Genomic DNA, 25,816 nt, shown 5'->3' with positions numbered 1-25,816 from the left:
GATTGCAGGAAGTTCGGGTTTGCAGTTTTTGGGGGCTGGGGTAGAAAGGCTCGAGTGAGTCATTCAATTTACATCATTGCCGGAGAGGTCAGTGGGGATACCCATGGGGCGCATCTGATGGACGCGATGAGTCGGCAGCTTCCGGAGCTTGAGTTCCGCGGTGCTGGAGGTCCTGCGATGAGGGATGCGGGAGGGGATGGTGTGACGGATTGGGTCGAGGATGCCGCTGTGATGGGGTTTTGGGAGGTGTTGAAGCATTACCGGTGGTTCAAGTGTCGCTTTTATGAGATGTTGGATGAAGTGGTGGCTTGGAAGCCAGAGGCCTTGGTGTTGATCGATTATCCGGGTTTCAATCTAAGGTTTGCTGCAGCGGTGCGGGAGCGTTTGCCGGAAACCAAGATTATTTATTATATCAGTCCTCAGGTCTGGGCCTGGAACAAAGGCCGTATCCCCAAAATGGCCGAAGTGCTCGATCTGATGTTGTGTATTTTCCCATTCGAAAAACCGATTTTTGAATCGGCTGGCCTGGAAACGCAATTTGTCGGTCACCCTTTGGTGGATGAATTGGAAGATCAACGTGAGCAGGTGACCCGAGCGGAGGATTTGGTCGGGCTCTTTCCCGGGAGCCGTGAGCGCGAGGTGAATCGTCTCTTTCCGATGATGGTGGAGGCGGCCCGCAGGATGCATTCGCATTACCCGGATTGGCGGTATGAGGCTGCGGCGGCGTCGAAGAAACTTGAGGGCCAGATGCAGGTGATGATTGAGGAGGCGAAACTCCCTGAGAGTTGTGAAATTCGGTTGAAAACGGGCAATAGCCATTCATTGATGCAACGGGCGACGTGTGGAGTGGTCGCCAGCGGAACCGCGACGCTGGAGGCGGCGGCTCTCGGTCTGCCCTATTGCCTAGTCTATAAGCTCGCTTGGCCGACCTATGCTTTGGGGAAACTGTTGGTGAAAGTTGAGTATATTGGGCTGGTCAATATTCTGGCTGGTGAGGGGGTGGTTGAGGAATTGGTGCAATCGGATGCAGATCCCGGCCACGTGGAGCGTATTTTGAGTCGTCTGATGACTGACCGGGAGGAGCGTGAGGCCTTGTGTCAACGATTAGAACGAACGGCCAGCCGGCTGGGTGACCCCGGGGCCCACGAACGGGCGGCCCAGGCGATTGTCGATGTGTTGGAACTCACAAACAAATAACGAAGTGATGTCGGAGCATTCTCCTCGCAAATATAAAATCATGCTGATGATCCTTCCCGTGGGGGTGGTGATCGGGACGATTGTGTTTATGGTGGCCTATTTCAAGATGGAACGGGACGAGGAGCGGCAGCGTGCCGTGATCGCGTCTTATGGCCTGCGTGTTGAAGACCTTTCAGATATGGTGGGCAAGCTCACGGATCGGATTGGCCCGCGCGACCACGGAAGTGAGTCGGGACGCAGGGGCATGAAGCAGGCGTCTGCGATGATCGAAGGGCGGCTCGGGCCTCAGAATGTCGGCTATAAAGTGGAAAAGGGGGGCGGGGAAGCCATCGGAGAATGGCAGTGGAAGAGCCTGTGGGTGGACATCGAGGGGCGGAGTGCCCCCGAAGAAGTGATTATTGTCGCAGCTTCTTACGCTGGCGAGGGGCAGGATGCGGATGCTACCTGTCTTTCGACGGTGGTGATGCTGGCCTCCGCCATGGCGAGGAAGGAGCCGGCTAGAACCTTACGGTTTGTCTTTTTGCCGATTGCACAATCGCCGAACCTGCAGAATCAATGGATTCTAAAACATTGCCTGGGGGCTGATGAGCAATGTGTCGGGATTCTCGGCTTGCAGACGATGGATGAGGCTCCCACTGCCGGTGGAGATGAGTGGCAATTGTGGGCTCCGGATGATCGGGACCGTGTGTGGTGGGATGTCCTGCGAGGTCGATCTTCGGGCGCACCCGAAATTTCCGGGGCGAGTGTTTGGCTTGGGGCGTCGGTTTTTTCCCCTCAAGCATGGCAAGACCGCCGCCATGATCGTTTGCAGCGGACCGTATCGTTGGCATCCGAGCTTCAGTCTTGGTTGCTTTCGGTGGCATCGGCCGAATGAAGATTCTCGGAGGTTTCCTTAAAAAAAATCGAGGTTTTTAGTAAAAAGATCTTGCCAGCGGTCGATTGCTGGGATAACTCCGCCCCGCACCACGAATGATTTTGTGGTGTTCAAAGGATTAAGGGGCATTAGCTCAGTTGGTAGAGCACCTGCATGGCATGCAGGGGGTCAGCGGTTCAAATCCGCTATGCTCCATTTCCTTCCTCCTTTGTTGATGGGTCGCATATCAGATAAAATCAGATAAGCTCTCAACAAGCTGGAGCTAAGACCAGCCAACAAAGACCGTAAATTCAAGACTCCCGGAATTCCTGCTGGTTACTGACACCGCAGGATTTTTTATATAGACTCTCCAGCCATGGCCATTGAAGGAAAAGAACTCGCTATCGCATGTGCGCGGGCCGCCGAGGAAATTCAAGCCGAAGATATTCGGGTCATGGATTTGACCGGTGTGTCGTCGCTGACAGATTTTATGGTGGTTTGCTCGGGAACATCTCTGCCCCACCTCAAGGCGGTGATGCGCGATGTGGATAAACACGTTGCCGAAGCCTATGACGCGCACCCGGTAAACGCCGAGGGAGATGCTCATTCTCGTTGGGTGGTGCTCGATTACATTGATGTGATGGTTCATGTCATGCACGCTGATCTACGCGATCTTTATGGCCTGGAAGACCTCTGGGCCGATGGCAAGGAGGTCGAGTGGCAGGAGCCGGCAGCAGAAGATTCCGAGTAGTTCGGAACTCGGGGTGATACGGAATCGAGAGCGGCCCTACGCTCTGCTGTGAGCTGATTGCTTAGGCCACCCTTTTTGACGATGAGGTGCCTTCGTTTTTATGAGGCGAAAGCACATCTGCCGAATGTGCATATTGCCAAGGACATACTGGCCAATGCGCAGAGTGCTGGTGGTGGGCATTGACAGCATAGGGCGAGGTTCGCTAGGCAGTCCGCACGCATCATATTACGTATCATGGCAACTTATCTCATTGAATCCGTCACCGAAACCGAGTCCGACGGCTATTATTTTGGAAGATTTAAATCGATGGACCCCATTTGTATGTTGGGGCCGATGGACGCTCCGGTGTGTTTGATCCATCGGATGGAGATCGAACGAGCCAAGTCGGAAGGTCGTTTTGCCGAGGTCTATGATCTGGTGGAGTTCCTGGACCGGGGCGAGCAACTTTTTGGGGTGAGAAGCAAACCCGCCGCCATTGCGGCACTGGTTCGTGAGCTTGGCTATGAGGAACTGACCGTGCCCCATCATTACCCATCAGGTTATTATGCGGCCCTTTGTGAGATGGGGGTGAAGGTTAAGATTGAGCATGGCACGTTGTTTCCGCAGCGAGAGATCAAAACTCCGGAGGAAATTGAAGGATTGCGCGAGGGAGCTAGGATTTCCGAGGCTGGATTTTCCCGGGTGCGTGAAATTTTAAAGCAAAGTGAAATCGGTGAGGATGATGTCCTGATGTTTGAGGGCAAGGTGCTCACTTGTGAGCAGCTACGGCGCGAAATCCGGACTGCCACCTCTGCTGTTGGCGGGGGTAGTAACAATCCGATCGCGGCGTCTGGCCTCCAGGCCGCCGATTGCCATTGTATTGGTTTTGGGCCGGTAAAGGCCCACGAAATGATTGTGGTGGATATTTTCCCCCGGGATGACGATAGCTACTATTACGGCGATCTGAGTCGCACCTACGTCAAGGGTGAGCCAACAGCAAAGCAGCGCGATATTTACGAGACCGTTTACGAATCGTTCCAGGCAGCTTTGGCCGAGTTTGGCCCCGGCAAAAAAATGGCGGACGTGGATCGTGCTGCTCGTGAGGTGTTAGATCGACGAGGGTACCCGACCCGGCAGCGTGAAGATGGCAAGTGGGAAGGATGTTATTGCGGGATTGGCCATGGCCTAGGATTGGACATTCACGAGCCTCCGTCCTTGGGAGACAAGGAGGGGATTCTTCAGGTTGGGCATGTGATCACGGTAGAGCCCGGTCTGTATATTCCGGAGGTCGGGGGGTGCCGTATCGAGGACACGGTTCTCGTTACCGAAGACGGCTATGAATTTATCAACACGCCGGACTACGAGTGGATTATTGAGTAAAAGTAAATAAATATTAAATTCGGGGCGCGGTGCCTACGTGGCTTGAATCTAATATTTCGATGTGCCGGGGTGTTCCTGTATAGTGGTTGGAAATATAGGTAGGGAGGATTGGCCTCAATCCTCCGTGAATATTGATTGGCCTCAATCCTCCGTGAATATTAGCTCCTGATAGGAGTTGGTTCAAGCAAGCCCCTTGAGCGATTTGGCCCGCCAGTCGGCTGCGCTGAAGTCGAGGATGTGGGTGAGCCGGTTTGGGACGGCAAGGACTTTCATTGTTGCTTGGTGCGCTGCGAGCAGGCCGTTGATGGAGTCTTCGATGACAAGGCATTCACTCGGGGCGGTGTCGAGTTGTCGGGCACCTTCGAGAAACAGGTCGGGGGCAGGCTTGATTTTGGGTGCGTCACCACGGCACACGGTGGTGTTGAAGTGGGGCATGAGATCTAGCTTTTCCAACCAGCCATCGACCCAGCGATGGGAGGAGCTGGAGACGACGGCAGTGGGTTTTTCGCTGAGAGCGATTACCAAGTCGCGGACGCCGGGCATGGGTTCCGCGGATTCGAGGTCCCGCATGATTTCGACCTGACGGGCTGCATTTTCCTTTTCCCAGTCGAAGTGTTTACCGGTGAGTTCTTCGAGGTAGTTTGGGGGAGACCAGGTTTCAAAATCGCTGCCGATACAATTGACATACATCTTTTGTTCCAGCGTGTGACCTTCGCGTTTGAACAGGCGTTTCCATGACTGATAGATCGGCCATTCGCTGTCGAGGATGATGCCGTCGAAGTCGAACAGGACAGCCTTGGCATTGTGGATGACCTCTTGAATTTCTTGCTGTTGGTGATGGAACATTAGGCTTGGGTAGAGATGTTAAAGGTGAGTGTGTGTGACGCTCCCGCAGCAAGTTCGATGCTCTGTTCGCGAACATTAGCGGATTCGGCACAGATGAAGCGGGTGATTTCGTCATTGGCCAGATCGCCCATGGCGCTTCCTTTTTCTTCGCCCGGATTCCAGATGATGGAACTCTGGCTGTTGTCTTTGTTGATGGTGATGGCCCTCGGTTTGGTTTGCTCGCGGACCGTGAGCGTGCTGGAGCTGTGGTAGATACGATCGATCTCTCCGGGAAAGCCGACCGGACCAGATTGGGTTTTCCTAGTTTCCTTGTCTCCGGTGGTGTCGATGTAATGATCGCCATCGAGGCCTGAAACCTCGGTGTGGCGGCTATCGTCAACGGCAAAGTAGGTATGCAGGGCTTCGCTGAATCGTTGGGTGTTTTGGCTGATATTGTTACTGGTGAGTTTGAGCGTCAGGGTTTGGCCGATGGAAAACTCGAGCGTGGCGCTTAATTTCGTCCCTTGTTCTTTGTCTGCTTGTGGTGGAAGTGAGAAAAGGAGGTGGGTGCCGGAGGCATCGTTTTTTACCGATACCAGATGCCAGAACGTGGTGCGGGCGTAGCCGTGGGCGGGAAGATTTTTTTTGCCGTCGGGGTGGGCTCCAAACCACGGCCAACAAACCGGGATGCCACCACGAATGGCTTTACCTTCACGGTAGACCGCGTCCTGACTGGTGAAGATAACCGGTTCTTCACCTTGTGGGGCAAAGTGGGTGAGATGGGCGCCGTGAAGAGCGATACAAGCGTCGGCGAACGGGTTGCTGATCCGGATGACCGGGTAGCCGGGACTCGGTTCTTCCAGACTCAGAATGTCCGGGAGGCCAAAGGAAGAGAGGTCAAGATGAGGAACTGGCATAAGTCGCGCGTATTGACGTGCAGGATGCCGGATTTGTCAACAGGAGATGGGTATCAGCAAGCGGAGTGGAATTACACACTCACGCCGTAGAGTTTGCTGATTTTTTTGACGAAAGATTTATGTTTGTGAGGAACGGAGTCGTGCCATTTTTTGAGATAGCGTGCGAAGCTCATGCCCTTGGTGGCCGGCTTGGTATTGAGCCAGCGAATCGCTTCCCAGTGTTCTGGTTTTTCTTCGAAGAGTGGTAGTAAAGCCGCAGCCATGGCCCCATTGAGGTGGCGCTGGGTTGAGTCTTTCCGGAGTGAGGTGGCGTGTTTCCGGTAGAAATTATCCAGTTGGAATGGGGTGATTTTTTCGCGTTTGGCGATGACATTATCTGCGTATGTTTGCAGCGAGTGACGGTAGTTTTTCCAGTTCGGGTATGGTGGCTTGGATTCCCAGGTTTTGGCCATGCTTCGCATCACGTAGAGGGAGGCAAGTTCGCAGAGGGTTTCTTCAAACCATTTGTTTTCACGTCCGTCCGGTCGGAACCCGCAGAGGATATGACAGAATTCATGTGCCCATTGATAGCTGTACTGGGACCAGTAGGAGCCTGAGGTGTCGAGCCGGACCACGATTTCATCTTTACTGTTGCGCTTGTAAAGAACGATGGGACCGTCGTTGCCACGCGTGATGACGATGGGGTCGAGTGGGTAGTTTGGGAAATGTTTCCAGAGTTCGAGTGTGGCGCTGTCGAGCAAGTTTTTGATATCGGCTTCGGATGCCTTGAAGCCTTTGGTTTCGACGCGGAACCTTGGTAGCGGGGCGGCGGCTTCCGCCGAATGGGGAAGCTCCGCTAGGATGAGAAAGCAGGAAAGGAGGATGAGTGACAGACTCTGTATCATAGCTATACATGTGGTTTGGCCTTTGGTTTAGGTCAAGGAAAGATGAGCAGGATGACAGATGATCAGAGGTCGGAGCTTTGCAAATTCTTTGTTTTTCTTTGATTTTTTTTGCTTGTCATGTGTGGTGGTCTTTTTACGGTCTGTGTGTGACCAATCAATTTGCAGATCAAGTTCGTGATGCCGGCGTCGTAGGTGCTGGTGGGGGAGGCTTTCCGGCTCATGTGAAACTTGCGGCGTCTGCCGACACGGTGATTGTGAATGGTGCGGAGTGTGAACCTTTACTGCACAAGGATGCGGCGATGATGGAACAGCGTGCGGACGAGTTGGTGCGTGGCTTGTTGCTCGTGGTGGAAGCGGTGGGTGCGAAAGAAGCGGTCATCGGCATTAAGGAAAAAAATGCGGAGGCGGTGAAGGCTTGTGAAGCTGCCTGTGAGGGAACGATGGCCCGGGTGCATTTACTCGGAGACTTTTACCCGGCCGGAGATGAGTTTGATTTGGTATATGAAGTGACTGGGAAGTTGATTCCTGCAGCGGGGCTGCCGAAAGATGTCGGTTGTCTGGTGAGCAATGTGGAATCATTGATCAACATGGCGCTCGCCGTGGACGGCAAGCCTGTGATTCGCAAGACCTTGACGATTGCCGGCGCGGTGGCTGAGCCGTTTACCGCAGAAGTCCCTGTTGGGGTGAGTTACCGTGATCTGATTGCGATGGCTGGAGGCGTGACCGTTCCCGATCCTGTGCTGATGCACGGAGGGATGATGATGGGTCGCCTGGGGGAAGATTTGGATGAACCCGTTACCAAAACCTCAAGCGGGATCATTGTGCTGGATCGGACGCATCCGATTATGGTGCGTAAGATGCAACCGTTGAAATACATGGATGCCATTGGGAAGTCGGCCTGTGACCAGTGCCGGTATTGCACCGAGTTGTGTCCACGCTACCTGCTTGGTTATGATATCGAGCCGCACCAAGTGATGCGCAGCCTGTCCTTTACAAGTTCTGGTGACGAGCGGTACAGCGAATGGGCGGCATTGTGTTGTGCCTGTGGCCTTTGTACCTTGTTTGCCTGTCCTGAAGCCTTGTTCCCGAAAGAAGCGTGTGATTCGGCCAAGGATCGACTCAGGGAGAAGGGCTTCCAATGGACCGGAGCGAGCCCGACCGAGCCGCACCCGATGCGCGAAGGCCGGAAAACGCCGACCAAGCGCTTGATGGCCAAGTTGGATATCCTTGAATACGATCGTCCGGCTCCGGTGCGGACGGTGGACTTTGTGCCGAAGCAGTTGGTGTTGCCTCTTAAACAGCATGCCGGGGCACCCGCCGAGGCGAAGGTATCTGTCGGGCAGAAGGTTTCCGAGGGAGAGCTTATTGCCGCTCCCGCGCCTAAAAATCTTGGCGCTATTATCCACGCGCCACTAGCCGGGGTGATCGAAGCCGTATCCGATAGCTCATTGGTTCTTTCTGTCGGTTAACCGGCCTCTCCGTATTTATTTTCACCCTATTGATTCACTTTTATTTTTAACGATTATGTCCAACCATCAAGCCATTGGTCTTATTGAAGTCAGCAGTATTGTCGCCGGGTTTACGGTGACCGATACCATGTTGAAAGCGGCGAACGTCAAACTCATTTTGGCGCGGTCGATCTGTTCTGGAAAGTACATGGTTTTGGTCAGTGGCGATGTGTCATCGGTCAAGTCCGCGGTGCATGTCGGTTGTTTGACTGCGCGTGGTTTTCTGATTGATCACACGGTATTGCCCCGGATTCATCCGGATGTGTTTGCTGCGATCGGGCGCAGTCAGCCTGTTGAACCCAGTGGTGCTCTCGGGATTTTTGAGGCCTTTAATGTGGTGACCATGATTGAAGCGGCGGATGCCGCGGTGAAGGCCGCGGATGTCAAGATCATGGAAGTGAGATTGGCGATGGCTCTCGGAGGGAAGGCGTTTGCGACCTTTACCGGGGATGTTTCATCGGTGCAGGCCGCCGTGGATGCAGGCAAGAAGGTGATCAGTGAGGCCGGGGTCCTGGTGAATGCCGTGGTCATACCGCGACCGCACAAGGATGTGTATCGTGAGGTCCTGTAGCCTGGGCTTCTCGTGGGATGGGGTTATCGTGGGGGAGCTGCTGACTGGCTTGATTGCAGCTTGGAGCTTAGCTCTACTTTTCTTGGCTTGTCGGGTTCAACACCCTTGACTCTTGTGTCGGGACTTATGAGGCTTTGCGAATGCCGAAGGCTCCTGAGATTCCTACGATCAATTACCCGGATCTTCCCGTGGCAAAACGCCGCGATGAGATCATGGAGGCGATGCGCTCGCACCAGGTGGTGATTGTTGTCGGAGAAACGGGCAGCGGAAAAACCACGCAGCTACCGAAGATGGCCTACCAGTTGGCCTGTGAGGAAGGTAAGAATGGACGGGTCGGGTGTACTCAGCCACGTCGCTTGGCCGCGGCCACGGTGGCCCGGAGGGTGGCAGAAGAAATGGGAACCGGGCTTGGCGATCGGGTCGGCTATCAGGTTCGTTTTGTTGAAAAGGTGCAGGAGGAGACGTCGATCAAATTTATGACCGATGGGATCTTGCTTGCTGAAACCCAACGGGATCGAAATCTCCGGCAGTACGATACCCTGATCATTGATGAGGCCCATGAGCGTAGCCTGAATATTGATTTTGTTCTCGGGTATCTAAAAAATCTTTTACGCAGAAGGAAGGATTTGCGGGTGGTGGTCAGTTCAGCCACATTGGATGCGGGGAAGTTTTCCGAATACTTTGATGGGGCTCCTGTGGTGAATGTCGAAGGAAGGACGTTTCCGGTGGAAGACCACTATTTGCCGGCCTTGACCGATGGCGAGGATTTGTCACGGCATGTGGCGCGGGCTGTGGAATGGGTGACGGATCTGGATGCCGGTGGCGATGTGCTGATCTTTCTCCCCGGTGAGCGTGAAATCAGGGAATGCACCGAGGCCTTGGATGGTCGCCAATTTCCCCAGACCGATATTTTACCTTTGTTTGCCCGACTGGGGCTCGATGAACAGGAGCGTGTCTTCAAGACCGGAGGTCCGAGACGAAGGGTGGTGCTGGCGACCAATGTGGCGGAAACCTCGGTAACCATCCCTGGGATTGTCTATGTCATTGACAGCGGCTTAGCCCGGGTGAGCCGCTGGAACCCGGTGCGCCAAATCCAACGATTACAGGTGGAGCAAATCAGTCAGGCAAGTGCGCGTCAGCGGCGCGGTCGCTGTGGCCGGGTTCGCGAGGGTGTCTGCATTCGTCTGTATAGTGAAGAGATTCATGATGCTGCGGATGAGTATACCGATCCTGAGATTAGGCGGAGTGCTTTATCAGGCGTCATTCTCAGGATGAAATCATTGAAGCTTCCCGATGTCAGGGAGTTTCCCTTCCTCAGCCCTCCTTCGACACGTGCCATCAGCGAAGGACACCGAACCTTGGAGGAAATCGGGGCGATGGAAAAAGAAGGGCCCTTGTCGGTGATCGGGCGAAAGTTAGCGAACCTTCCTCTCGACCCCAGATTGGGGCGCATGCTGATCGAGGCTGAACAGCGCAAGGTGCTGGAGGGGGTGTTGGTGATGGTCGGGGGGATGTCCGTGATGGATGTGCGTGAACGGCCACAGGAAAAGCAGTCCGAAGCGGATACGGCACATAAAAAGTTCAATGATGAGGACTCGGATTTTCTAACACTTTTGCATATTTGGTCAGCGGTGGGTGCGTTTCGAGATCCATCGAGCAAGCGGAGGCGTTTCAAGCGTAATCAGCTTCGGAAGTATTGTAAGCAGCACTTTTTGAGTTTTCGCCGGGTGATGGAGTGGGATCAGGTGGTGGCTGAGTTGAAGCGTTTGGTTGGCCAGACATTGAAAGTTCGGGTAGGGGAGTTGGCTGCAGAGCGAAGTCAGTGGGGGGACGAAGATGAAATGCACAAGTCTTTGTTAGTAGGTATTCCGAAGCAATTTGGCTTTTGGGACAAGGAGAAGCGGGTCTACCGGAGTACCGGGGGTCGGGAGTTTGCCATCTTCCCTGGTTCTGGATTGTTTGGGAAAAAGAAACCGGAGTGGTTACTGGCATATGAGTTGGTGGAAACCGCCCGGGTCTGGGCGCGTAAGGTGGCCAAGCTGGATGCCCGCTGGCTGGAAGAGGTGGTTCCCCATTTGTGCAAAAGCCGATATCATTCACCGAAGTGGGATGAACGCCAGGGGGCGGTGTATGGGAAAGAGACGGTGATCTGTGGCGGCTTGAAACTGGTGGATGGGCGGTCTGTTTTTTATGGTCGGGTGCACCCGCAAGAAGCGCATGAAGTCTTTGTTCGTGAAGCTGTGTTAGGTGGAGGCTTGCGAACCAAGGGGCGGTTCCTGAAGCGCTTGCAGCAAGTGCGCCAAGAGGTGGAAGCTGCGGAGCATAAATTGCGCCGATCCGGAGGTCTGTGGTCGGAGGAGGCGGTGTATGATTTTTTCCTGGAGCGTATTCCTGAGCGGATTTGCACCGCCAAGGCGTTTCAGAAGTGGAGAACGACCGGGGCGAATGAAGAGGGTTTGATGGTATCGATCCAAGATTGCATTTGGGGGGATCTCGAGGATCTGGAAGATTTTCCCGATGTGGTGTGGCATGCTGAACACAGCTATGATGTTAGCTACATGCAAGCTCCAGGTGAGCGTGCGGATGGGGTTGTGTTTGAGTTGGGGATGGATGAGATTGTTCACTTCCCGGATTTTCTTCCGAGCTGGGGGGTTCCCGGACTGTTGGAAGAGCGGGTCTATCTGTTGATTCGGTCTTTACCCAAAAGCCAGAGGCAGGCGTGTTCGCCAGGTAGGGAGGCGGCGCGTCAATTTGTGGATGATTGGCGGGGGTGGGAGCCATCGAGGGGGCTTCTGGAAGAGTTGGCTGCATTTTTGGCAGAACGAACCGGGCATCGAATCGATTCCGGGATGTTTGATCCTGGGAGGTTGCCTGGCGAGTTACGACCGAAGCTCCGGGTCTGGAGTGAAGATGAAAAAGAACTCGCACTGGGGGAAGATGTGGAGGAACTGCGGCAGAGCCTCACGGGTTTGATGCGGGAGCGGCGGGAGTTGCAGGTCAATCAGGAATGGGAAATGACCGGAGGTTATGCCTGGGATTTTGAAACCATCCCGGTAGAGGCTGAAGCAGGTGTGTATCCCGCTCTTGTGGATGAAGGGGAGTCGGTGGGGATGCGGGCGTTTTTGAACCGGGAGGAGGCGGCCGAAAGCCACCGAGCCGGCTGCGTGCGCTTGTTCCAAATTGTGGAAGCGGGACAGGTGGATTATGTGCGGCGCAAGTTTCCCTTCGGAATGATGGGGAAAATGATGCTGCCGGTGATGGATTCAGGGAGGGGCGAATTGTTAGTCGATATGTTGCGGCTGGCATGCGAAGGAGCGATGGGCAGTGATCTCCCTCGTGACGCGGAGAGCTTTTCTCTGGCGGCATCCCGGGGCAAGGGAGAGTTATTTGCCTGCGCTGACCGGCTGGCGGTTGAATTCGAAGCCATGCTTGAGAGTTACCGCTGGGTGAGTGATTGGATCGAAGACCATCGCGGAGACCGGCATTTGCATGTGGTTGCCGAGGATTTGGCTGAAGAATTGGATTGGTTGTTAGGGGGTGGTTTTGCCTGGCGTGCCGGCTATGTCCGCATGGCGAACTATGCACGCTATTTCCTAGCTATGGAGGAGCGTATTAAACGTTTGAAGAGTTTGCCTTTGTTTAAGGATGATGAAAAGAGGGAGAGGGTTCAGCGCCTTTGGGATATGTGGTTCCCGAGATGGAAGGATGATCCGGAGGATCGGTCTTTATGGGCCTGTGGTTGGTTGATGATGGAGTGGCGTGTGGCGGAGTTTGCCCCCAGTCAACCTCGGCGGGTCAAGGTTTCGGAAAAACGGGTAGAGGAGCAGCTGGAGCAACTGTCGTTTTACTGAAGGGCGAATTCATGCTAAGAATCTGGAAAGGTGAATGGGAAGATCATAAAAGGCAACATCCAGCAGGTTGCCAAGCAGCTTGGATTTGACGATTGTCGGGTGTCACGTGCCCGTGTGGCGGGGCATGCAGATCAATACCTTCAGTGGGTTCAGGACGGTTGTGCCGGGGATATGAAGTGGCTGGAGCGCAATGTCGAGCGCCGTTGTGACCCTCGCTTGGTGGTTGATGGTGCCTGTTCGGTGGTGAGTCTGGCATTGAATTATTATCCAGGAGAGCAGGATCCGGACGTTGGCTATAGGATTGCTAAATATGCCTGGAATGAAGATTACCACGATATCATGGAGGGGAAGCTTCGGGATTTGAACGAAGCCATGGTGGAGATGGGTGGGGTGCAGCGGTTTTACTCGGATACCGGTCCTGTCTTGGAGAGGGATTTTGCCACGGCCTCCGGGCTCGGTTGGAATGGTAAATCCTGTGTGCAGATTCACCGAGGCATCGGAACCTGGTTTTTTCTGGCTGAGATGATTACGACCTTGGATTTGCCCGCGGATGATCCATTCGGGGACCATTGCGGGAAGTGCACCCGGTGTATGGTGGCGTGTCCAACCGAGGCTATTACCGAGGCCCACCGAGTGGATGCACGGAGATGTATTTCCTATCTCACGATTGAGCACATGGGGTCGATTCCGGTGGAGTTTAGAAAGCTGATAGGGGATCGGATTTACGGCTGTGATACTTGCCTGGATGTCTGTCCCTGGAATCGCTTTGCGAGTATGAGTCGGGAGAGTAAGTTTCATGCTCGTCAGGCGGTGTTTCAACATCGCTTGCGTGATTTTTTAGATCTGGATGACGAGGGGTTCAGGGGATTGTTTGCCAAGTCTCCGATCAAGCGGATCAAGCGAAACCGTTTTCTTCGGAACGTGTGTGTTGCCCTCGGGAATGTGGGAACGAAAGAGGATTTGGCAGCTTTACGAAAGGCAGCTGAAGATGAGGATTCCTTGATCTCGGAGCATGCCCAGTGGGCAGTGAAAGAGCTTGAGGCAAAGTAGGACCGATTGTTATGCAGGGTGCATGCCAAGATTCTTTGCTCGATAGGCAGATGACCGATTAAAAATCGGTCCTACTTTAGAGATGCCGTTTAAAAATACATCCGGAAGGCGGAGGTGAGGCCCCACCCCGAATACTCGCCACCATCGTCGGCCCGATCATTGGTGTGGATGTATTCGATCCCGTTTTGCCATTTGAGTTTGTGTCCGTAGAAATAGGTGTTGATCCCGAGAAACCATTCATGGGCGGCGTTACAGCGACCGGTAACCACTTGGCTTTCGTAGCGGTTGAGGCGCACGCCGTTGTCATCCGGGCTGTAAACATAAGTGTAGCGGAAGACCAACTGCCATGTGTCATTGATGGTATAGTAGGGCATGATTTCCAAGCCATACAGGTCGCTTTGTCCTTCGATACCATCACCGAAGGATAAACCTGTGGCGATGCCAGCGCGTTGGTTTTCCCACCACGCGCTCAGGCTGACGACCTGTCTGAGGTCCCGGGTTCCCACATTGCCATCGTAGTCGGGGTCGTTGTAAACATAATCGATCCTGGCTTCGCTTCGGTCACAGCCGGTGAGGTGCTTGAAATCGTATCCGAGCGAAATGAGTCCGAAATAGCCGCTGTCAAAGGTGCCGAATTCCTCGTCGTCGCTGGATGAAAAGGCGCCGGTTTGATAGCTCCAGTGGTCGATTCTTCCCTTGGTGGAGATGCCGGTGAAATACTCGGTGGGAAACCAGAGGTTGGTCGCCACAGTGCTACGTTCCGGGGTGAGCAGTTTTTTGGATGAGGTGGCACCATCCAGGGTGAAGCCGGCGGATTGTTTGCCGAGTTTGATTGCCAACGCTTTGCTGCGTGACCAGCCGATGTATGCATCGGTGAGCCGGTTGTAGCTGTCGTCGAGCTCGTCGGAATCCATGTCGTTGAGATCGATATCCGCCTCAAGTTGTAGGGTGAAGTGATCGAACCAGGAGGATTTGAATCCGAACCGGAATCGTCGCCAGAGCATGTCTTCGAAATTTCCCGGGTCTTCATCGAACCGGATGGCATCCGCATGCAATCTTCCACTCAGGACGAATTTTTGGATCACCGGATTGTTCTCGTTTTGATAGAGCGTGGCATAGCCCCAGAGGCGATCCAAAGACGATGGGGTGTCTGCCGGAGGCTTAGACAAAATCACCTGCTCTCCGGCACTGAGCGGAAAGCAGGTGATGAAGGTAAAAAAAAGGGAGTAGAGGGTTGGGTATTTCATCGTTACGGGTGATGTGAGAATCACCTATGAAATACTAAAAATACATACGGTAGGCAAGGAAGTAGGTGAATCCATGGTAGATATCGTCGCCGTCGGATTCCAGATCGTCGTATTCTACGCCAGCCATCACTTTCGAATGGTTACCGCAGAAGTAGTAGTTGAGTCCGAGATAGGCACTGTGGTGTTGGTCTCCCCGGCCACCTCTCAAGAGGGAGATGTCCTCTTGCTCAACGGCCCCTGCTGTACGGGCATAGCGGCTGTTGATGCGAATGCCTTTGTCTTCGCTTGCAGCTTGGTATTGGTAGCGGAAGACCGCCTCAAGGTCGTTGTCGATGAGCCAGTAGCTGGGCATGAAAACAACCCCCCAAAAGCTTCCGCCGCGATCATCGAGGGCATCGTCACGGTTCTCTCCGAAGATCAGGTTGGCCATGTAGTTGGCCCGGCCTTGTTCGGCTGTAAATGCAAGCGCTCCCGCCCATTCGTAATTCAAGCTGATGCCGTCGAAATCATCGTTGTCAGCATAGGCAAAAGCGGCGCTGAGTTCGGATTGTTCCAGTGAAAGGCAATCGCTGGTGTCGTAGGCGAGTCGGGCGTGATAGAGTTCGCCAGCATTCCAAGATGCGATTTCTTCGTCCCAGGCCGTGCTAAAAACGCCACCGTAGTAGGACCAGTTGCCAGCACAAGCATCAAGCCACGCTCCGGTTAGGGTCGTTTGGAATATCTTGTTGGAGATGGCGGAACGCTCAACCGTTTTGATTTTCTTGGATGAGGTTTGGGATTCGTAGGCGGTTTTGACCTCGGACTTTCCGTAGCCAAGGGTGAAGCGGCTGTGGTTGTCGATGTCGAAGGCTTTTTGGGCATCGAAGAGGAACTTGGCTTCGTAGAGGTTGTGGTAATCCCAATCGGCGTCGCCCCCGGCTGGGCGGGTATCGCGGACCATGTCGGCATTGGCCCAGATGTGGAAGTAGTTCAGGAATTTGGCACGGGCTCCGAGGCGGGCTCGACGGAAGTCACCTTCGTTGTCATACCAGAAGTCTTTGCCGTCGGAGGATCCGTCTATCCACGCATGTTGGTAGTGGAAGCGGCCAAAAATACCGAGTTCCTGGATGTAGGGGTTCTCTTTGTTTTTGTAGAGGGTTCCGGGTTTATTGCTGAGCCAGTCACAGAACCCCTTTTCAGGTTCCGGTGATTCGACGATGGTCGATTTTGCAGAGGTTCCTGCAAGAGCAGAAGCGGATGTGATCGCAAGGGCCAGAGCGACACCACGGAGTGGGCGGATACTGGCAACGTTGGTTTCGTTGTTCATAATCATAGGTTACTTGTTGGAGCGGGGAAAAAATGCCCGCGTGGAGGCTGAAGTAGCAGAATTGAGTGCGATGAAAAGAAGAAACCCCGAACCTGCGTTGGCAGATTCAGGGTTCGGGTGGTTTGAAACGGGTCGGATGGACGTTAGAAATACATGCGGAAGGCCGTCCAGATGGTGGTGCCCTCGTAGACGTCCTGGGAGCCAGAGTCCAAATCATCGTATTCGACCCCAGCCATGATCTTTGCGTTGTCGCCGCAGAGGTAGTAGTTTAATCCGAGATAAGCGCTGTGGTGGCTGTCACCGCGACCGTTGGACATGTCGTTGGGTCCGGTGAAGTCGTAAGCATTGCCAGCGGTGCGTGAGTAGCGGCTGGAAATACGGAAGCCTTCTTCTTCACTGGCAGAGGCATACTGGTAACGGAAGACGGCTTCCAGTTGGTCGTCGAGGATCCAGTAAGTCGGTAGAAGGACAAAGCCCCAGAAGGTGCCTTCCCGTTCCGGGTTGTTTTCAGGGCGGCCTTTGTTGTCGATATCGTAGTTGGTTCCGTTGTCACCGTAAACCAGGTCGGTGAGCAGACGCAATTTGCCCCATTTGGATTTGGAACTCAGGGAGGCGACCCATTTTTGGTTGAACGAGCCGATGCTCTCCAGGTTTTTGACGGCATTTTCCTCTTCGTCACCATTGAGGATGAAGCGGAAATCAATTCGGGATTTATCCGCGAAACGAGGGTCCTCAAATTTGTAGCCGGTGTGCAGGGTGTAAAAGTAGTCGTTATCGAATTTGGAGAACTCCTGTTCCAGATCACCGGAATACATACCCAGGCTGATGTTCCAGGCGTCGAAGGCTGTGGAAAGTGAGACGCCTGTGGATGTCGGGACGGTGACGTAGTTACTCAGGGATGATCGTTCGACGGTTTTGATGTAGCGTGATGAAATATACTTTTCGGCGCTGTTGGAAACCTTCTGTTTGCCGATTGAGATTTCCAATTCTTCGAGAGTGTCTAAATCGAAGGCTTTCTGGAGGTCAATATCGAGGGTCGAAGTGTAGAGGTTGAAGTATTCGATGTCTCGTGAGCCGCCGATGGGAGAAAGGTCGTTTTCAAAGTTGGCCCGGGCGTGGACACTGAAGTAATCGAGAAATTTCATTTTTGCCCCGACACGGAAACGGCGGATTTCTTCGGTGTCGTAGTTAAAATCGCGGGTTCCACCCTCGAAGGAACCTTCACCGTCGACGTAAGCATATTGCCATTGGAATCGGCCGTAGATTTTAAGTTCCTGGACGTAGGGGTTGCTCTTATTTTTGTAGAGTGTGCCAGGGTCGTCTTGGAGCCAGGTGCACCAGTTCCAGGGAGCGGGTTCTTCGAGAACGGACTTGGCTTCGGTTCCTGCAAAACTGGACGAAGGAGATAGTCCGAGGGTTGCTAGGGTTGTTAGGGTGATGAGGGTGGGGGCTGAATGTTTACGGATCGGTCTAGGTATCATGGATTCATGTATGGGTTCGGATTTGAGCGGGGTTAAAAATAGAGCCGGACGGCGAACCAGGTGCTCAGGCCTTCGAATACCTGTTTGTTTCTGGACGTTAGGTCGTCCCATTGCACGCCGGCCATGATTTTTGTGTTATCACCACAGATGTAGTAATTGAGTCCTGCGTAGAGGCTTTGGTGCTTGTCGCCATAGCCATCGTTGATGAACGCTCCCTCCTGATCCGCGATGCGCCGGATCGAGTGAGAGGAAACTCGAAAGCCGTTCCGTCGATCGGCCTCGACGTATTGGTAGCGGAAGATGGCCTCAAGCCGGTCCTCGAGCAGCCAGACACTGGGCATGATATTGATTCCCCAGTAGGTGCCATTTTGCGAGGGGGTGTTGTGGTCCCCGTTCTCGCCGATAATGAAGTCGCTCATCATCCGCCAGTGCTGGCGACGCATGACGGTGCTCCATGAGACAACCCAGTCTTGCTGGAAGGTTTCTCCTTTTTCGGGGGCGTTACTCACCAGCACCCGGAGGTCGGTTCGCAGACTGTCGAGGCGTTCCCGTTTTCCAAACATATAGCCGATGTGGCCGAGCCAGAAGCTACCTCGTTCAGAATCGAATCCATTATCAATTTCATCTCCTGAAAAGATTCCGAGATCGAAGTCCCAGCGTCCTCGTCGTGCCGAAATCATCGCTCCCAGAGAGTCGGACGGGCTTGAGTAGTTGGATAGGGACGCTCGTTCGATGGCTCGCATGGAGTTGGACGATGTGGCCCACCCTGCATTGGAGGGGACTTTAAAATAGCCGAGTCGAAGTTGGAATTGATCGTAACATTCCCAGTTGAAGGCATCTTGGGCATCAAAGATGATATCGGATGAGTAAAGAGCGTAGTCAAGGGAGTCGTAGCTGTTGTCGTCCTTAGCTTTGCCGTCGTCTTCCACATCTGTTGAGATCGATGCGGTGAAATAGTTTAAGAAGTGGAGGCGAACACCGAGCTCGAAGCGGCGCAGGATGGATTCATGACCGTTGAAGTCGTTTCCCAGTGCGTCGGTTCCGCTGACATGGGCGTATTGCCAGTGTGGGTTACCATAGATGACAGCACCTTGGAAGATGGGGTTTTCTGAGCTGTCGAAGAGGGTTCCAGGGTCGTTGGAAATCCATGCGCACCCTCTGCCTTCTCCAAAGCGTGGCAGCACCTCAATGGGGGAAAAGTCCTTGAGGTTTTTTTGATGTTTTGCCTCGATTTCCGTGATTTGTCCCTGCAGCGTCGAGGATGTGATCAGGAGGACTCCAATCAGGGCAAGCCATTGCCACAAAAAACGTTGGCAGTGGGGCGTTTTTGGAAGGGTATGTCCATCCTTGGTTTGCATATGGCTCGAGGCACACTAGCAGAGAGGGTAGGATGGATACAGGACAAAAATGCCAAGCTAGGAATTCCTTCTCGTGCTAGGATGGCGAGCCGTTTCGATGGGGTGGATTATTCTGCCGGCAGTTGCCCTTGGCCGTCGAGTGTGCTCTCGAGCCCCGGTTGCAGTGGCGGAAGCAATCCGGCATCGATGGGCATGGTCGGGTCATCAGGCAGGGTGGGCGGTTTGTAATCGACCGGGACATAGACCCATTGGTTTAGGCTTCGGTCCCATGCAAGTGCCAAGTCTTTGCCGCTGGGCATTTTTTTTAATTCCTTGTGGCGGACGTCGACGACGTCGACGCGTCTGGGCCAGAGGCCCGTGACTTTGTCGATGGACTTACTGGCCAGGTTGGAGCTGGATGAGTTTCCACAAGCTGAGATTAAGGCGCAGGCAAGAACCAGTGGTATGCTACGACCCAAAGCCAGAGATGCGGTCAGGGGGATGGGGGAGGTTCTCATGGTGATGGTCTATATAACGCGAATGAAGAGAGGATGCACGCCAGAAGTGTTGTTTGGATTGCAAAAGCGTTTGAAGCATTGGCTTTGCAGGGATCTTGTTCACAGATTGAAATTGTCACGAAACCTTCACAAAGGTGTTGGAGATCTTGTGTTTTACAGCGAATACAGACCTCGCTTGGAGAGTTAACTTCCGTAAGTTACCATCCCAGACAAAGGATGGTGTCTTCTCCGGAGGGCCAGCTATGGGCGGATTGGATGAGTGTTTGGACTTGGTCAATTCCGCCACGAACGGCCTCTTCTATGCTCAGATTCAATGCGAGTCCTGCAGTGATGGCCGCGGAAAGGGTGCAGCCTGTCCCGTGGATGCCTCCTTCCGGCAGGTCGGCTGCGGGATGGCTGTAGTGGTGGGCTTGCCCCTGATGCCAAAGGACGTCGAGTCGGTCACCGGTGCCGGGAAGGTGTCCACCTTTTACCAGACAGGATGTTTGGTGCTTTTCTGCGATGTCCTTGGCTGCAGGTTCCAAATCGTTTTCATGTTCAACCGGGCGACCGAGAATGGCTGAAGCTTCGGCCATATTCGGGGTCACCAATGTGGTGATGGGGAGGATCCGACTGGTGAGGACCGCTAGGGTGGTGCTGTCGACGAGCTGAGCTCCGGTGGATGCGACCATGACCGGATCAACGACGAGAGGGATTTGGGTCTCTTTGAGAATTTCGTAGACTCCGATGGTGGTTGCTCTGGTAGGGAGTAGGCCGGTTTTGATGGCCGATATGGGGTAGGAATCGAGCAGCAGATTGATTTGGTCTTGGAGCAAGGGCATGGAAACAGGTTCGACGTGCCTTACTGTCAGAGGGGTTTCGGAAACAATACTGGTAATCGCAGTGAGTCCGTGGACGCCCCGCTGTTGGAACGTTTTTAAATCAGCTTGAATGCCTGCGCCTCCGGAGCAATCGGAGCCGGCAATGGAAAGTGCGATAGGGTGCATGGGTGATGAGAGGATGATGAATGTTTAAACTAACACTAATTGGCGGGAATGCATGGATAAAATCGAGAGCTGTGTCATTTCCGTTGTTTGGCACGGGTGAAGCGAGAGCTTCGCGAGCTTTCTGAAGGCGAAACCGGGGGTGGGCTTGACGGAGGGGAGCTTGACGGAGGGGAGGGTGCCTGATTTGTCGGCTGCTTTTGAACGGTTTGGGGTGTTGGCGTACGTTTGGTCACTGGAATTTGGCGAGGTTGGCGCGAGGGCAGGGGGAGTTGCCAACCGGTCCGGGTGACCAAGGCGTCGAGTATGAGCAGGATCAGAGCGGTGATGCCCAGGGGGAGTCGGAAGTCGGCGCTGTGGGTGGAGGGTGGACGTTGCCACGCTTCAGAAAGGTCAAGTAATTCGCGGCCGCCGCTTTGTGCTGAGAGTGAGCGAAGTTCGGCGAGCCGGTTAGGGTCGAACGCCCATTCCGTGCTGGAGCCAACCACCATCGGGCCGAAAGGGATCGCGTGTTTGCCAACCTGAATGGCACCGCGGATCATGCTGCCCTCTTCCAGCTCACGGCTGAGCGAGAAACGTCCGGGGGAAATCCGCTTCCAAGCCACTTCGTAGGGGGTGTCCGGTTGGCTGCTTTCGAGCAGGCGGATGCGGGGGGCTTGTAGTGAGAAGGATTTGGCCCACGCTTCGGTATCGTAGAGGAGGTCGATGGTGAGTCGGTTTCCTTCGAGCCTGTGGCGGATGCCTATGCCTGGCGGGAGTTGGTCGCCCATCAGCCATTGGCTCAGCGTTTGGATGAAGTCTCCGTATTGGGGCCATGCCCGGACGAGCTCCGACGATGAACCTCCCAGGGGGAACGATACGGCGGCCGTGCGGCCGATTCCACGGTGTGCGTGGGCGACGAGGGGTGCCAGATATTCGTCGGTGGTGGCCAGCGAGGTGGTGGCATCAGGACGGGCGTAGGATAGGTTGTAGCCGTCTGCCTGAGGCAGCCATTGGAATGGTTTGGCTGAAATTTCAGACCACTTGCCGGTGGCCCGGGTGCCCACGGGGTCGGTAACGAAGGAGGACCGGGCGACGGTAACGGTTTCCTGGGCGAAGAGTCGGGGGATATCTGCAGGCCGGTTGGTAAAAAAACAACGGCCTTTCCCTCGTTTGGCAATATCCTCGAGAAAGGCCGCGTCGCTATCTTTGCGAGAGCCCAAGCCAATGACCGAAACGCTGGCGCCCTCGCGGACCATTTCGTCCAGCAACGATTGGTAATTGCCCGGTTCTTCAGAGTCCGCGGCGTCTGAGAACAGAATGATGTGGCGCGTGCCGGCCGATGATTTTTTGAGTTCCTGCCATGCGGCTTTCAGCCCGGTGTAGACGTAGATGCCACCACCTTGGGATCGAATTTTTCGAACCTGGCCGATGACTTTTTGTTTTTGTTGGTGGAGATCAACGAGTGGGACGATCCGGTGAGCTGAGCTGTCGACGGCAAAAACGCAAACTTGGTCGAGTTCGCCGAGAAGTTCAACCGCGCGGGCGGCCCCGGTGTTGGCGAGACTCATCTTTGTTTTTCCTCCACCTGCGGTGACGGCCATGGAGCCTGATCGATCCATGACGATGGCCATGGCGCAGGAGAGTTTGCGGTGCTCATTTTTGAGCTCCATGGAGACCGGCAGCAACGGATCAATGGCGGATTGGAAATAGCCGCCCGAGCCGAAAGATTGTTTGCCTCCGACCATCAGAAATCCGCCTCCTTGTTCTCTGACAAAGAAATTCAGGGCGTCTTGAAATGCGGGGGGAACTTCAAATGCGGGGATGTTGTTGAAAATAACCGAACGGGCTCCTGCGAGTTGTCCCACTCGCAGAGATTCCGGGTGGTTGACGATTTGGACGTCGTAATCCTGGCTCCGCAGGGCGGCCGCCAGAGGATCGTTGGTGTATTTGCTGATCAATAGCACCCGGGGGCCGCCAATAACCTCGATCCATCGCTCTTGTCGGTTGTTTCCGGGGTGCGCATCATGTTCCGGTAAGATTTCGGCGGAGTAGGCATAGGATCCTGACTGCGGGATTCGGTCGGTGAACTCGACCCGACCGCTTCCTTGAATTAATTCGACGGAGGTTTCGCTCAGTAGCTGTCCATTGCGTTTGATGTGAAGCGGAATCTTGCCGTCGGTGTGACCGCGGACAGTGACCTCGATCGCGAATGGTTCTCCGATTTGAGTCCGGACCGGCATATGGAGGCGGGAGACCCGAAAATCGTTGCTGGATTCTTCACGGACCAGTCGGAAGTCGACCGGGATGCCGAGGTTGGCAAGTTTGCTTACGGAGTCGGTGAGTGGCTCGGTGGAGTAGCCGTCGGTGAAGATCAGGATGCGAGAAGGTCTGTCTTCCGGGGAGAGAGCCAGAGCATTTTGGATGGCGAGGTTGGTTCGCGTGAGTTTACGGTTGCCTGTAAAAACGGAGGTTTCCGTGCCTGGTTTTTGCTCGGAAACTTCGGCTGCGTAATCGAGTATGTGGAGCTGGTCCCGGCTGGTGGTTTTGGATGAGAGGAGGAGTTTTTTCCACTCCGGCAATCCTTTATCAACGAGATCTTCGGTGGATTCTGAGCGGTCGAGCAGCACCCAGAGGTCTAGGGCGTCCTGCTGCCTGTCGATCCGCGGATCGGTGAGTAGAACGGAGAGGGTGGCGAGCAGTAAAAGTCGCAGTGGCCGCTTGATGTTGAGTGCAGGAAAGAGAAGCCCGAGGACAAGGCACGCCGGGATGAGAAAGAACCATTCTGGCTGGGTGAAGGTCATATGTAATGGAGGGCGGGACGTCGGTAGAAGAGCTTGGCCGTTAGATCTACCATGGCGATTTTGCAGAAAAATGCAATCGCTGGCTTGAGAAAGTTTGCCGGTGTGGGGGCTTTGCTTCAACGGTCGGCATTGGGATTGGTTCGACGTGCTTGGTCGTGTTACGCGCTTTATTTTATGGAAAAATGACATCGCATTATGAAAATCATTAATTCGGGCGTGCTATTTCCTTTGCAGTTTGTTAATCGGGAGGTGCCTGCAGGGAGTGATCACTGCAGATTCCCACCTAGATCATGTCCAATCGTTACGAAATCACCAGTCTTCTCGAGAAAGATCGTCTCGGAGATGTTTATATGGCCCTTGATGTGACCTTGCAGCGCAAGGTGGTTTTTAGGAAATTTGAGAGCCAGTCCGCTGAGAGCTTGCCTGAACATTTTGCTTCTTTTACCGGCAAGTTGTGTGCCCTGCAGCACCCGAATCTATTGACGATTTATGATATCGATCACAATGATGAAGGGTATTACATGGTGACTCAATATGTGGATTCTGAGGCTTTGGTGGATCGCCTGAAGCGGGGGAGTTTGAGTGTGACGGGCGTTTTTAATATGGCATCGGATTTATTGGATGCCTTGCATGCGATTCATTCTGTAGGTCTCATTCACGGAGCCTTGCGTTCGGACTCTGTGAGCAGAATTGACCGGGTTCGTGGTGGGCATCGCTATTTGGTTGGGGACTTGGGGTTGGATACCCTATCGGCGATGTTGGGTGGCCGGGATGATGTATCGTCCGATTTGGAATTGAGCGCGCCGGAACTTTTGGAAGGCGCCAAGCCGAACGAGCAAGGTGATTTATTTGCTCTTGGGCAGTTGTGTTATATCGCGGTTGCCGGGGGGCACCCCATGTCTGGGAATACAGTGGATGAATACATCCAGGCGTATCAGCAAGGAGGTATGCCCGACGTGAAACAGTATGCTCCCGAACTCCAACAGGATTTTGCCGATTGGATTATGCGGATGGTAGCCGCAGATCCTGCCGACCGACCAGAATCGGCAGAGGCCGCCATGATCGGCTTGCATGAGATCACCGTCAACGCTCCTGCATCGACGATTCCGGGAATGACTCAGGCGGTTGCCGAGGTTGCGCCTCCCGCAGTCGTTCCCCAGTCCGGAATTCAGGCTCAAGCGGTGGCTGCAAACCAGACTCAGGCCATGGCTTCAGAAGTTCCACCTGAGCCATCACCCGGGCAGGCCATTTCACCCAAGAGTGGAGGGATAAAAGAGAAATTGATGGCGATGCCTAAGCAGACCCGTGTGATGATGGGAGCAGGGGCGGCATTGCTTTGTCTGATTCTCGTGATTGGGGTGAGTATGCTGACCCGGGGAAATGGGGATGCGTCGGACGGAGGCGACGGTCGTGAGCGGGTGATGGGTGATGGCCCGGTCTTTTTGTTGGACGCGTCTCGTTTATGTGGTTTGAAGCCGGATGATACTTTACCGAAAGTGGTGCTGGATGGTGGCGAGGTATTGGATTGGACGCTGGTGACCGGCGCGCCTGTTTCGTCTGAGCGTCTGGATCATCAGGATGGAACGTTCCTGGCTAGTTTGTTTACCAGTGGAGATTATGATCAATTTCAGATGCCGTCGGCGTTGGTTCGGTATGAAGGGAATGGCATGGAGCATCAGCCGCAGGGCGCGATGACGGACTCGGTGCGGGGCTTGGCTAACTACGGGCATGGGTGGCAGACGATGTTGAGGGTGCCCAAAAAGCATCAGGGGCCAGTGCTCGTCACTTTTTATTTAATCCAAGACCGTTGTGATTATGAGTTTGAGGTAAAATTACCGGGGCAGGATGCACCTGAAAAACTGAGAATGACCGCTGGGACGCCCGGGGTGTTTAAGGTTCCGATGGTGATTCGTTCGCCTCAGGCCGGAGGTTTTTATGCCATTAAGGTGTCGGCCAAATCCGAGGATTCCAGTCGGGACTTCAGTATGGGCTTACAGGCGATTCAAATACAGAAGTACTAGTCGTTTTTTGCGACTTGGGGGGGAGGCAGTGTGCATACACCACGGGCTAACAGCCTGCGGCGCTGACAGGATTCACATGATTGAAGAGGATTTACAGAATTTTTTAGAAGGTAGCGATAGATTTTGAGCAAACTTTGATCATTTGAAAATGAAAATCCTGGCAATCCTGTCAGCGCCGCAGGCGTCACCGAGATAATCTCTCTAATGTAGGAACCCTGGGGAGGGAGGACATTTTCTTTCTCGCTGGTCTGGAAATTGCTTGGTTTGCTTGGTGGTGAGGGATTGCGAGATGCCTGGTCGTCAAGGCTGGATGGATGTGAGAATTCTTTATTTTCGAGCGTGCTATCCTATAGGATGTTTGCTAGCGTTCGCAG

The 25,816-nt window shown here is 54.1% G+C and carries 19 protein-coding genes and 1 tRNA gene; 10 read left to right on the top strand and 10 right to left on the bottom strand.

What is annotated here, in order from left to right; all coding sequences use genetic code 11:
* Window positions 1-54 precede the first annotated feature (54 nt).
* The 5 genes from lpxB (at window position 55) to HW115_RS12445 (ending at window position 4,160) form a co-directional block, all read left to right on the top strand.
* Window positions 55-1,197: a lipid-A-disaccharide synthase gene (gene lpxB, locus HW115_RS12465; RefSeq protein WP_319609290.1), complete on the top strand. Its 1,143-nt coding sequence runs from the start codon at window positions 55-57 to the stop codon at window positions 1,195-1,197.
* A gap of 7 nt (window positions 1,198-1,204) precedes the next feature.
* Window positions 1,205-2,071, top strand: coding sequence for a zinc-binding metallopeptidase family protein (locus HW115_RS12460; RefSeq protein ID WP_227021471.1), 867 nt, complete (start codon window positions 1,205-1,207; stop codon window positions 2,069-2,071).
* Window positions 2,072-2,193: 122 nt separating this feature from the next.
* A tRNA-Ala gene (locus HW115_RS12455) sits at window positions 2,194-2,266 on the top strand.
* Window positions 2,267-2,426: 160 nt separating this feature from the next.
* The gene (gene rsfS, locus HW115_RS12450; protein WP_178933203.1) at window positions 2,427-2,801 is read left to right on the top strand and encodes a ribosome silencing factor; all 375 of its coding nucleotides are present in this window, start codon (window positions 2,427-2,429) and stop codon (window positions 2,799-2,801) included.
* Window positions 2,802-3,035: 234 nt separating this feature from the next.
* Window positions 3,036-4,160, top strand: coding sequence for a M24 family metallopeptidase (locus HW115_RS12445; protein ID WP_178933202.1), 1,125 nt, complete (start codon window positions 3,036-3,038; stop codon window positions 4,158-4,160).
* A gap of 180 nt (window positions 4,161-4,340) precedes the next feature.
* On the opposite strand, the gene HW115_RS12440 is transcribed toward HW115_RS12445, so the two are convergent.
* The 3 genes from HW115_RS12440 to HW115_RS12430 form a co-directional block, all read right to left on the bottom strand.
* The gene (locus tag HW115_RS12440; protein WP_178933201.1) at window positions 4,341-5,006 is read right to left on the bottom strand and encodes an HAD family hydrolase; all 666 of its coding nucleotides are present in this window, start codon (window positions 5,004-5,006) and stop codon (window positions 4,341-4,343) included.
* A complete protein-coding gene (locus HW115_RS12435; protein WP_178933200.1) occupies window positions 5,006-5,902 on the bottom strand; it encodes a D-hexose-6-phosphate mutarotase in 897 nt (298 codons plus the stop codon). Before HW115_RS12435 ends, HW115_RS12440 begins: the two co-directional genes overlap by 1 nt.
* A 71-nt stretch (window positions 5,903-5,973) precedes the next feature.
* Window positions 5,974-6,786, bottom strand: a complete 813-nt coding sequence (locus HW115_RS12430; protein ID WP_178933199.1) for a hypothetical protein — start codon at window positions 6,784-6,786, stop codon at window positions 5,974-5,976.
* A gap of 146 nt (window positions 6,787-6,932) precedes the next feature.
* Between HW115_RS12430 and HW115_RS12425 the strand changes: the two genes are divergently transcribed.
* From HW115_RS12425 to queG, 4 genes are all read left to right on the top strand, one after another.
* Window positions 6,933-8,255: a 4Fe-4S dicluster domain-containing protein gene (locus tag HW115_RS12425; RefSeq protein ID WP_178933198.1), complete on the top strand. Its 1,323-nt coding sequence runs from the start codon at window positions 6,933-6,935 to the stop codon at window positions 8,253-8,255.
* A gap of 55 nt (window positions 8,256-8,310) precedes the next feature.
* Entirely contained in the window at window positions 8,311-8,865 is a 555-nt protein-coding gene (locus tag HW115_RS12420; RefSeq protein ID WP_178933197.1) for a BMC domain-containing protein, read from the top strand.
* A 140-nt stretch (window positions 8,866-9,005) separates the two neighbouring features.
* Window positions 9,006-12,716: an ATP-dependent RNA helicase HrpA gene (hrpA, locus tag HW115_RS12415; RefSeq protein WP_178933196.1), complete on the top strand. Its 3,711-nt coding sequence runs from the start codon at window positions 9,006-9,008 to the stop codon at window positions 12,714-12,716.
* Between the two features lie 30 nt (window positions 12,717-12,746).
* Window positions 12,747-13,766, top strand: coding sequence for a tRNA epoxyqueuosine(34) reductase QueG (queG, locus tag HW115_RS12410; protein WP_178933195.1), 1,020 nt, complete (start codon window positions 12,747-12,749; stop codon window positions 13,764-13,766).
* An 89-nt stretch (window positions 13,767-13,855) separates the two neighbouring features.
* On the opposite strand, the gene HW115_RS12405 is transcribed toward queG, so the two are convergent.
* The 7 genes from HW115_RS12405 to HW115_RS12375 all read right to left on the bottom strand — a co-directional run bounded on the left by HW115_RS12405 (window position 13,856) and on the right by HW115_RS12375 (window position 23,421).
* Window positions 13,856-15,013: a porin gene (locus HW115_RS12405; RefSeq protein ID WP_178933194.1), complete on the bottom strand. Its 1,158-nt coding sequence runs from the start codon at window positions 15,011-15,013 to the stop codon at window positions 13,856-13,858.
* A 34-nt stretch (window positions 15,014-15,047) separates the two neighbouring features.
* On the bottom strand, window positions 15,048-16,319 hold the full coding sequence (locus HW115_RS12400; protein ID WP_178933193.1) for a porin: 1,272 nt from the start codon (window positions 16,317-16,319) through the stop codon (window positions 15,048-15,050).
* Window positions 16,320-16,462: 143 nt separating this feature from the next.
* On the bottom strand, window positions 16,463-17,800 hold the full coding sequence (locus HW115_RS12395; protein ID WP_178933192.1) for a porin: 1,338 nt from the start codon (window positions 17,798-17,800) through the stop codon (window positions 16,463-16,465).
* 32 nt (window positions 17,801-17,832) lie between these two features.
* Window positions 17,833-19,158 (bottom strand): porin, encoded by a 1,326-nt coding sequence (locus HW115_RS12390; protein ID WP_178933191.1) that lies wholly within the window; start codon window positions 19,156-19,158, stop codon window positions 17,833-17,835.
* A gap of 107 nt (window positions 19,159-19,265) precedes the next feature.
* On the bottom strand, window positions 19,266-19,655 hold the full coding sequence (locus HW115_RS12385; protein ID WP_178933190.1) for a hypothetical protein: 390 nt from the start codon (window positions 19,653-19,655) through the stop codon (window positions 19,266-19,268).
* 197 nt (window positions 19,656-19,852) lie between these two features.
* Window positions 19,853-20,641 (bottom strand): bifunctional hydroxymethylpyrimidine kinase/phosphomethylpyrimidine kinase, encoded by a 789-nt coding sequence (gene thiD, locus HW115_RS12380; protein WP_178933189.1) that lies wholly within the window; start codon window positions 20,639-20,641, stop codon window positions 19,853-19,855.
* A 74-nt stretch (window positions 20,642-20,715) separates the two neighbouring features.
* Window positions 20,716-23,421 carry a vWA domain-containing protein gene (locus HW115_RS12375; RefSeq protein ID WP_178933188.1) on the bottom strand — a complete coding sequence of 902 codons (2,706 nt, stop codon included), beginning with the start codon at window positions 23,419-23,421 and terminating at the stop codon, window positions 20,716-20,718.
* A gap of 290 nt (window positions 23,422-23,711) precedes the next feature.
* Here HW115_RS12375 and HW115_RS12370 point away from each other — a divergent pair, with 290 nt between their 5' ends.
* A complete protein-coding gene (locus HW115_RS12370) occupies window positions 23,712-25,442 on the top strand; it encodes a serine/threonine protein kinase (protein WP_178933187.1) in 1,731 nt (576 codons plus the stop codon).
* Window positions 25,443-25,816 lie beyond the last annotated feature (374 nt).

The organism is Oceaniferula marina (genome assembly GCF_013391475.1).
Lineage (GTDB): Bacteria > Verrucomicrobiota > Verrucomicrobiia > Verrucomicrobiales > Akkermansiaceae > Oceaniferula > Oceaniferula marina.
Note: the sequence above shows the minus strand (reverse complement) of the source record. Positions and strands in the feature narration are given on the sequence as shown.